This is a genomic window from Flavihumibacter profundi (genome assembly GCF_020076305.1).
Lineage (GTDB): Bacteria > Bacteroidota > Bacteroidia > Chitinophagales > Chitinophagaceae > Flavihumibacter > Flavihumibacter profundi.
In genome coordinates this window covers 2,125,108-2,135,000 of sequence record NZ_JAIQXE010000001.1, presented here as the reverse complement: position 1 = coordinate 2,135,000, position 9,893 = coordinate 2,125,108, and the positions used below count along the sequence as shown (strand labels likewise).

Annotated in this window: 6 protein-coding genes and 2 rRNA genes (1 of these 8 running past the window's edge); 6 read left to right on the top strand and 2 right to left on the bottom strand. The window is 44.3% G+C overall.

Going from position 1 to position 9,893, the window contains the following annotated elements; translation table 11 throughout:
• The 3 genes from LAQ65_RS09225 to LAQ65_RS09215 form a co-directional block, all read left to right on the top strand.
• Window positions 1–2,180: ribosomal RNA gene (locus tag LAQ65_RS09225) — 23S ribosomal RNA — on the top strand; it begins 694 nt to the left of the window's first position.
• A gap of 98 nt (window positions 2,181–2,278) precedes the next feature.
• Window positions 2,279–2,390, top strand: a 5S ribosomal RNA gene (gene rrf / locus LAQ65_RS09220).
• 173 nt (window positions 2,391–2,563) lie between these two features.
• Window positions 2,564–5,845 (top strand): TonB-dependent receptor, encoded by a 3,282-nt coding sequence (locus tag LAQ65_RS09215; protein ID WP_224116663.1) that lies wholly within the window; start codon window positions 2,564–2,566, stop codon window positions 5,843–5,845.
• A gap of 7 nt (window positions 5,846–5,852) precedes the next feature.
• Here LAQ65_RS09215 and LAQ65_RS09210 read toward each other — a convergent pair whose 3' ends face one another.
• Together LAQ65_RS09210 and LAQ65_RS09205 are read right to left on the bottom strand one after the other, a co-directional pair.
• Window positions 5,853–6,566, bottom strand: coding sequence for a LytR/AlgR family response regulator transcription factor (locus LAQ65_RS09210; protein ID WP_224116662.1), 714 nt, complete (start codon window positions 6,564–6,566; stop codon window positions 5,853–5,855).
• Window positions 6,563–7,675 (bottom strand): sensor histidine kinase, encoded by a 1,113-nt coding sequence (locus tag LAQ65_RS09205; RefSeq protein WP_224116661.1) that lies wholly within the window; start codon window positions 7,673–7,675, stop codon window positions 6,563–6,565. Before LAQ65_RS09205 ends, LAQ65_RS09210 begins: the two co-directional genes overlap by 4 nt.
• Window positions 7,676–7,896: 221 nt before the next feature.
• Between LAQ65_RS09205 and LAQ65_RS09200 the strand changes: the two genes are divergently transcribed.
• From LAQ65_RS09200 to LAQ65_RS09190, 3 genes are all read left to right on the top strand, one after another.
• Window positions 7,897–8,364: a hypothetical protein gene (locus LAQ65_RS09200; RefSeq protein ID WP_224116660.1), complete on the top strand. Its 468-nt coding sequence runs from the start codon at window positions 7,897–7,899 to the stop codon at window positions 8,362–8,364.
• A 103-nt stretch (window positions 8,365–8,467) separates the two neighbouring features.
• Window positions 8,468–8,725, top strand: a complete 258-nt coding sequence (locus tag LAQ65_RS09195) for a hypothetical protein (protein ID WP_224116659.1) — start codon at window positions 8,468–8,470, stop codon at window positions 8,723–8,725.
• A gap of 322 nt (window positions 8,726–9,047) precedes the next feature.
• Window positions 9,048–9,890 carry a diacylglycerol/lipid kinase family protein gene (locus LAQ65_RS09190; RefSeq protein ID WP_224116658.1) on the top strand — a complete coding sequence of 281 codons (843 nt, stop codon included), beginning with the start codon at window positions 9,048–9,050 and terminating at the stop codon, window positions 9,888–9,890.
• Window positions 9,891–9,893 lie beyond the last annotated feature (3 nt).

The window sequence follows — 9,893 nt, the reverse complement described above, 5'->3', positions numbered from 1 at the left end:
GAAACTTTGTGATCTATCCATGGGCAGGTTGAAGGTGTGGTAACACACACTGGAGGACCGAACTCATTAACGTTGAAAAGTTATGGGATGACCTGTGGATAGGGGTGAAAGGCCAATCAAACTGAGAGATAGCTCGTTCTCCCCGAAATGTTTTTAGGAACAGCGTCGCATATAGAAGTTTATTAGAGGTAGAGCTACTGATTGGGCTAGGGGGCTTCACCGCCTACCAAACCCTGACAAACTCCGAATGCTAATAAATATCTGCGGCAGTGAGGCTGTGGGCGCTAAGGTCCATGGCCGAGAGGGAAATAACCCAGATTAGCAACTAAGGTCCCTAATACGTAGTTAAGTTGAACAAACGAGGTGGAGTTTCTAAAACAGCCAGGATGTTGGCTTGGAAGCAGCCATTCATTTAAAGAGTGCGTAACAGCTCACTGGTCGAGAGACTCTGCACGGAAAATGATCGGGCATCAAACTACGAACCGAAGTTCTAAATTCCATACTTGTATGGAGTGGTAGGGGAGCATTCTAATTGCTGCGAAGGTGTATGGTGACGTATGCTGGAGCGATTAGAAAAGAAAATGTAGGCATAAGTAACGATAAAACAAGTGAAAAACTTGTTCGCCGTAAGACTAAGGGTTCCTGATCAACGTTAATCGGATCAGGGTTAGTCGGGTCCTTAGGCAAACCCGAAAGGGGTAGCTGATGGCAAAATGGTTAATATTCCATTACCCGCATTAGTTTCGATGGGGTGACGTGGTCGTGAAAGATCCGCGCAGTGACGGAATACTGCGTTAAAGCCAGTAGATATATTTTCTGTAGGAAAATCCGCAGAGAATGTCGAAGGTGATAGTACTCAAAAGCTTCGGCCGGCGAGATAGTGATCCTAAACATACCACCGAGAAAAACCTCTAAGGTTAGGCTAATGCGGCCCGTACCGTAAACCGACACAGGTAGTCGAGATGAATATTCTAAGGCGCTCGGGTGAGCCGTGGAGAAGGAACTAGGCAAATTGACGCTGTAACTTCGGGATAAAGCGTACCATAGCAATATGGTCTCAGTAAAATGGTTCAACCAACTGTTTAACAAAAACACAGGGCCCTGCAAAATCGTAAGATGACGTATAGAGCCTGATACCTGCCCGGTGCTGGAAGGTTAAGGAAGGATGTTCGGCGCAAGCCAAAGCTTCTGACTGAAGCCCCAGTAAACGGCGGCCGTAACTATAACGGTCCTAAGGTAGCGAAATTCCTTGTCGGGTAAGTTCCGACCTGCACGAATGGTCTAATGAGTTGAACACTGTCTCCTCCACGAGCCCGGTGAAATTGTAGTATCGGTGAAGATGCCGGTTACCCGTCACGGGACGGAAAGACCCCATGAACCTTCACTACAACTTTGCATTGATTTTGAGCCACAAGTGTGTAGGATAGTTGGGAGACTATGAAGCAGCATCGCCAGGTGTTGTGGAGTCATCGTTGAAATACCAACCTCTTGTTGCTTAGAACCTAACCCCTGACGGGGGACATTGCATGGTGGGTAGTTTGACTGGGGTGGTCGCCTCCTAAAAAGTAACGGAGGCTCGCAAAGGTACCCTCAGTACGGTTGGTAATCGTACGCAGAGCGCATTAGTATAAGGGTGCTTGACTGTGAGACATACAAGTCGATCAGGTGCGAAAGCAGGCTAAAGTGATCCGGTGGTTCTGTATGGAAGGGCCATCGCTCAAAGGATAAAAGGTACTCTGGGGATAACAGGCTGATCTCACCCAAGAGCTCATATCGACGGTGAGGTTTGGCACCTCGATGTCGGTTCGTCACATCCTGGGGCTGGAGAAGGTCCCAAGGGTTCGGCTGTTCGCCGATTAAAGTGGCACGTGAACTGGGTTCAGAACGTCGCAAGACAGTTCGGTCCCTATCTGTGATGGGCGTTAGAAAATTGAGAGGACATGACCTTAGTACGAGAGGACCGGGTCGTACGTACCGCTGGTGTATCGGTTGTGCCGCCAGGTGCAATGCCGAGTAGCTATGTACGGAAAGGATAAACGCTGAAAGCATCTAAGCGTGAAACCAACCTTAAGATGAGTTTTCTTTTAAGGGTCGTCAGAGACTATGACGTTGATAGGCTACAGGTGTAAAGGTGGTAACATCAAAGCCGAGTAGTACTAATTGCCCGTAAGCTTTAATTTTTTATATTTTTTATTAAGTATAGGGAATAATCACGTTACTCCCTCTATTACAACTCCCAATATGTTATCTTATTAAGTGGACCAGTCCACAATATTCTTATGGTGCTTATGCCGAGGGTGTTCACCTCTTCCCATACCGAACAGAGAAGTTAAGCCCCTCATGGCCGATGGTACTGCTATACCAGGCGGGAGAGTAGGTAGGTGCCATATTCTTTAAAAGCCTCACGTTTATCGTGAGGCTTTTTTATTGTACCTATCTCCCAATATTCCCAATAAGTGGTTTTTCGACGAAACATTGTTTTTACCGATGAAATACACTGAATTACCCTCCTTTTTCCAGATCTTTTTTTTAGCTTAAGGTTATTCCCCGAACCAGCCTTTCCATGAAACCGGATTCTTGTAAAAGGAAATTGTTTCTTCCCCCCGCTTCGCTGGTTGGCCCCTTCCTGTTCTTACTGCTTCCTGCTTTTTGCCTTTCCCAGGAAACAAATAGCCAATTGACCGGAAGGGTCAAATCAGGCTTGCTTGAACCCCTACCGGGCGCTTCCGTTACAATTATCAACGAAACCACCAACAATACCTTTGTTACACAAACACGTAATGATGGTCAGTTCTTTCTGGCCGATCTGCGGCCTGGTGGCCCCTACACAATTATTATAAGTTTTGTCGGCTTTGAACCATTAAAAAAATCAAACCTGTTCCTGGCATTCAATTCCACCAGCCACTTCTTTGAACAGGGCTCTGGTGAACTTTTTGAATATGTGCTGTACAAAAATCCAACCCAACTCCCCGAAGCAGTGGTTACCGCACCTCCCAGGTCCGGGAATGCCCCCGGTACTGAATTGACTATCTCACAAAATCTGATGGCTGCCTTACCTTCCATATCCCGCAACCTGCAGGATTATATTCGAATGGTTCCACAATCCAAAGTAAATGGTGATGGTATGATCTCCCTGGCTGGCCAAAATAACAGGTTCAACGCATTTTTTATTGACGGCGCTAATAATAACGATATCCTGGGGATTGCTTTAAGCGGCACCAGCGGGGGACAGACTAATACTCCTCCAATTGCAATGGAAGCACTGGAAGAAATCCGGGTTTTATTGGCTCCTTATGATGTGCAGTACAGCAATTTTACGGGTGGCAGTATTAATGCCATCACAAGGTCTGGCAGCAATTCCCCAAAGGCTGCAGCCTGGTATTATTTCCGCAACGAAGACCTTGCTGGCATGTCCCCGAAACTTTCACCCTTCTTCAACCAGACTGCCGGTATTTGGACCAGTGGCCCCATCCTGAAAAATAAACTCTTCTATTTCCTTTCCATTGAAAGACAACTGGAATCAAATCCCCAGTCATTTGATATGTCAGCTTACCATGGACTAACCAATGCCTTTCAGCTCCAGGCACTTGCTGATACATTAAAGCAACGTTATTACTATGATCCCGGTAGTTACACGGTTGCAAATGAAGCGGTAAACGCTACAAGGACTTTATTAAAAATTGACTGGAACCTTTCCCAAATGGATAAATTCACCTTTTCATACCGGTTCAACCTGGCTGAAAAAACAACCCACAGGCAAAGCGGCACTAACCTTGTTGCCTTTGAAAATAACGGATTCATTGTACCAGCACGCACCCATGCCGCTTCCCTTGAATGGAGACACTATTTCGGTCATGATGTAACTAATCGCCTGCTCATTGCTTATACGAATGAACAAGATGACCGGGCGCCGCTTGGAGAAGCGTTTCCGCAGGTAACCATAGCCGATGGTCCGGGCAGGATTTTTTTTGGCAGTCATGCCGCATCCCAGTTTAGCTTATTTAAAGCTTCCGACCTCGCTATCCTGAATACCGTGAAAATAGTAATGGGCAGGCATTTGCTGGCTACCGGGTTGGACCTGGACTTCACGGATATTAATGACCTGGTCATCCCGGCTTATTTTGGTGCTTACCAGTTCCGGAACCTGAATGATTTTTTAATCAATGCTTATCCGTCAAGGTATAACAGGTCGTTTATACCTGGTAGTTATCCTAAATCGGAAACAGCAGTCACAGGATCAGGCTACACCACCCGCAGGGCAGGATTTTTTCTCAATGATGAAATTTCCATAAGTAATAACCTGCATGTTAATTTAGGGCTCAGGATTGACGCCAACGCCCTGCCTAAATCATATCCGGCAGACAATTTCTTTAATGATACTGCAATTAATATTATTTCGCAATACTATGATCCCGAAGGGGCCAGGTCAGGCACAACCATGCAACCCGACTACCAGGTTAACCCGAGAATCGGCTTCAACTTCCGCATGCCTGACCGGAAAATAACTATACAAGGCGGCGCAGGGTTCTTTACCGGGCATATCCTGAATTTATGGGCATCAGGTATCTATAATTCAGCCTTGGGTAATTTAGATATCAGGCCGCAAAACTATAACCTGCATTTCGTGCCTGATCCTTATGCGCAACCAGATTATGCATCACTCGGACTATCTTCCGAAACAGCCAAGGGAAGTCCTGTACTGGTGGCGCGTCATTTCAAATATCCGGCTGTATTCCGTACCTCCCTTGCGTTTGAAAAGAAATGGTCAGGGGGCTGGGCCTTTACAACCGCATTCCTGTATAGCAGGAATATCCGGGAATGGACAATCACAAATATTAACCTGCTTCCCCCAACCCGGCAATCGGCTGCTCCTGGCCAAAGATGGGTGTATGCTGTAAATACAGAAACAGGCCTGATCCCATTATTGCCGGATGGCAGCAATCCTTATACCAGCATTCATTTGCTGTCTAACAATCATGGTCCTGAAGGATATTCCTATAATGTATCAGCCAACCTTGAAAAAACTTTCAGGCATGATTTTACCTGGATGGTTGGATACAGTTACGGCCGTTCTATGGCCTTGTTTGAACCAACCGCTACAGCTGGTCCTATTGATACACAATGGGGACAAAGCGAAACGGTAAATGGTAAAAACTACACTGCCAGGTCGGTTTCAGATATGGATTTGGGCCACCGCATTTACAGTTGCCTCATAAAGAAAATACAGTATGACCATAACCGCATGGCAACTTCTTTCACCATATTTTATAATGGGCAATCAGGACAACCATATAGTTATGTATATGCCGGCTCAATGATCAACGATAACCATCAAACGAATTTTGACCTTATTTATATACCCACTCCTGCTGATTTGGATAAAATGATCTTCATTGACAATACCGTTAATGGGATTACTTATTCCGGCCAACAGCAGAAATTTTTATTAAATCAATTCATTGAACAGGATATTTACCTGAATAAACACAGGGGGGAATTTGCTGCCAGGAACGGGGCTCGCTTGCCTTTTTCAAATATTGTGGATATCAGGATACAACAGGATTTCAGGTTTCCTATCCGCAAAAATGGAACAATGGTCAGTGTTATTTTCGATGTATTTAATTTCACTAATATGCTGAATAAAAACTGGGGCAGGACATATTACCTGGCATTCGATAATTATCCGCTGATCACATTTGCAGGATACGCTGACCCGAATAACCTGACACCCCAATACCAGTTCAATCCCGTCGATACCAGGGTTTATGGTATCCAGACCAGTACAGCGCCCGGTAGCAGCGCATATTGGATTGCACAGCTGGGTATAAGGATTGGCTTCAACTGATTATTATTTAGCGGGTATTTATCACATCCAGCACATGTTGCTTATATAAGCGGCCGATTGGAATCTCTAGTGATCCTAACTGGACAGTTGCATGGTTATATCCTGAAATCTTTTTGATGGAAACCATATAGGATCGGTGCACCCGAAGGAAGCTGTGTTCTGATAAGAGGTTTTCTATTGAACTGATGGATTGCCTGACCAGGAAAGTTTTACCGGTGGTTAAATATACTTTTACATAATCGCGCCAGCTTTCGATATATTGGATTTCGTTAATTAAAATCTTCTGCATGTTTTTATCCACCTTCAGGTATACAAAGGCTGCGGGGTTTTCCGAATAAGTGTGGGTTTGCTCCTGTATTGTATGCCCCATCAGTTTTTTAACCCTGGATATGGATTTCATAAAACGCTCAAATGATACCGGCTTTACCAGGTAATCAACGGCATCCAGTTCATAACTGTCCGCGGCATAGTCCCGGTATGCCGTAACAAAAATGAACATAGGCGGAACGGCAAGGCTTTTTATAAATTCAGTACCTAATAACTTAGGCATCTTTATATCCAGGAAGATAAGGTCAACCGTTTTGTCGTGAATCACATCAAGGGCTTCAATAGCATTCTTGCACATACCAACAATCTCGAATCCCTTCACATTGGAAATATAGTTTTGCAGGATTTTTAATGCAGGCGGTTCATCATCTATCAGTAAACATTTAATTTTCATACGGGTAAATTTTGAAGATGATGATCAATGGGATTTTGACTGATAACTGGTCCGGATGTACCGGCAGACAGGTCAATGGATAATGCTACTACGAAGAAATCCCCTTCATCTGACAGTTTCAGTTCATGTTTGCCGGGATATAAATATTGAAGCCTTTTCTGCACATTGCCGATACCAATACCTTGCTTGCCAGCATTCGTCATCTCATTTTTGCTGTTAACAATTTTACACAGAAGGGTATTGTTTTTGACTGCAATATCCATACTTAACCAGGGGGCTTCGAGGACTTCTGAAGTGCCATGTTTAAATGCATTCTCAAGGAAGGGTAACAGGAGCAGGGGGGCAATGAATTTATGCCGGATATCCCCTTCGATATTAACGGATATTTCCAGTTTGTTGGCGTAGCGTTCTTTTTCCAGGTCAATATAATTCTTCATTATATTCAATTCTTTTTCCAGCAATACCTCGTTTGCCCTGCACTCATACAGGATGTAACCAAGCAAAGATGTCAGGTCAAGTACCATTTTAGGCGTTTTCTCTGAACTTTGCAGGGAAAAGGAATAGATGTTGTTCAGGGTGTTCAACAGGAAATGGGGATGAACCTGTGCTTTCAGCAATTGCAATTCTGCATTTGCTTTTTCTTTTTCCGCGGAAAGAAATTCCTTTTGTTTCTGAAACCAGTATTTAAAAAGTACGATCATTGATCCAAAGCCCGCCATCACATTCATCGACAGGAAGCTGCCTGCAGCCCATGGATTCCTTGAAATAGAGGGATTATCTAAGTAATCCGAAACAGGGAATAGTATATAACTTCTGAAAAGGTAGTTAAGGAAGTAGCCGAATATTGACCAGCAGATCAGAATGGCCACGAAGGCCGGGTATTTTTCTTTGAGCAGGAAACCCGGGATGAACCAATACATGACAGGGTAACTATACAGGATAAATGCCGGCACCCATAAAGTTGACAGCAGGTGCATCTTCCAATAAGACAGTTCAGGCAATTTGAAAAGGAAGGAGAAAATCAAAATATGGGTAATCCAGAAAACAACATGACGCAACAGCCTGTATTTTGGCGAAAACACAAAGGGATTCTCCTTATACCTTTCCATAATCTGGGTGTTACTACAATTTAACGATTTGGGTGCACTAATTAAAGCTGCAGGCCCTCAAAATGATGAACTGCATGGTTTTTCGATTAACAACGAAATTCCGGTTTAGATGAAGTTTAACTTCTTTAATAATTGACTGTCGCCGGATGATGTGCTTAATAGATTTGGTGATTGTTGCTGGCATTTGATCCCGTAATTTTCTGCCAGGTAAATGCTCCGCCATGAAAAATAATGCATTGCTTATCACCACCATATTGCTGGTCATATGGGGATGTTCCAAAGAATCTTCTATGGTGAACAATTCCGATACTGGTGTGCAGGTTACAGATACAACGGCAGTTAACCGGGATTCGATAAAAACCATTAGTTATAAATCTGAAGGCTGGGAGGCCTATCCATATTCTGGAGGGCCTGGCGAAGATTCATTATACTGGTGTTGGTCGCCTTCTTTTGATCAGTTTCAGGATTTCCTGCCAGAAAATATTGTCAGTGTCTTTGTGAACTCCGGGGGAAATTTGGAAAAGGCATTTAATGGCACCATTTCCCTTCAAAGGGACTCAGGCTATTATTATATACCAGGAAATACGAGCAGCAGGCCGAAAGCAATTTCGTTATGGTGGATTCAAAAGGTACCGGGAAACACACCTTTCGCAGATTCAGTATTTGTCAATTATAATCCACTCCGATAATATCCCTGCACATCATTTTTTACACACAACCTGTACAGGATTACATGTAAAGCCTGAATATTCAATCGCTTGCTGCGATACCTGATGGCAATGCTAAATCTTCATGAATTTCAATAGTGCAGCATGGGCTGTTTTACAAAGCAAGGCCAATGATGGCATTGCCGATGCGCTATTTCCCGTTACACCAGGAACCCTGCCAGGCCAATACGGGTTTACGGCTCCATTTGATGGACCAACTTTCATTGGCTTTTGTGATTCTCCGGGATGGGGGGAGATCAAAACTTTCGGTATTCAGAATAGTACGCAGTTTTCCGTACGGCCTCCTTATAACATTAATAGCCCGGAATATGCCAGGGATTAAAAAGTGATTAAACGTTTAGGATCTGCTGTTTGTATTGCTTCGGGTGGGCTTTAGAATTCGGCATTCGGCTGGAATCAAATTGCGGGTAAACTCATTGATCAAAGCAAACCCAATGCATGGAAGGTGAAGCCCTCGGTCAAAAAATAGGTTCCCGCGTTGCACCCCACACTTTACGGGCGAACAGATTTTTAACGGTACATTAATCAGCAATGGCGGACTATCGTACGGGATATCCTGGTTCTGGTTCGGCTTTGGTATTTAGCCTGATGAAAGAAAATATAAAATATAGTAGCTTACCGGGAAATACTAAAAGCATTTGCATTTGCCCATCGGCATACTCTTGAACCCCAGGGCCGGAAAAAACAAATCCGGTAAGATCCTCCGTTCCATCATCACCTTGCTAAATGCAAAAGCGATTCCTTACCAGGCATTTACAAATGAATGGCCGATTGATTATTCAAAATTCTCAGCTGTCTGGCTCATAGGTGGCGATGGCACCCTTAATTATTTCATTAATCATTTCCCACAGGCGAACCTGCCACTCGCCCTCTTTAAGGGAGGAACAGGTAACGACTTTGCCACGCACCTCTATGGCGCTGCTTCAACGGAAGAAATGGTCAATATTATTTTAAATGCATCCCCAAGGCCCGTTGATGCAGGCATCTGTAACGGCCAGCTCTTTGTTAATACCGTCGGTATCGGTTTCGATGGGCAGGTGCTTAAAAATATGAATACCATCCGGTGGATGGGTAGCTTCCTGGGCTATTATACTGCCATCATAAAAAATATATTCTCTTTTATTGAGCCCGAATATACTATTCACGTGGACCATCAACCGACAATTTGTGGCAGGCTGCTGCTGGTTTTGTTAAGTAATGCCCCTGCTACCGGCGGCGGGTTTGTGGTTTCACCCATGGCTGACTCCTGTGATGGGAAACTTAATTTAATTACCTGCCAGCCTCTTTCGCGACTTAAACGACTCTTTGCACTTCCTTCCATCAGGAAGGGCAGTCACCTGCAACTTCCATTTATTCATCACCAGGCTGTTCAATCAGTTACAGTTGAAACGGCAGTGACTGTTGCTGCCCAGATCGATGGGGAATTAATATTTGGCAGGCGGTTCGATTGCAATATATTGCCCGGCCGCTACCAGTTTTTATTTTAACCG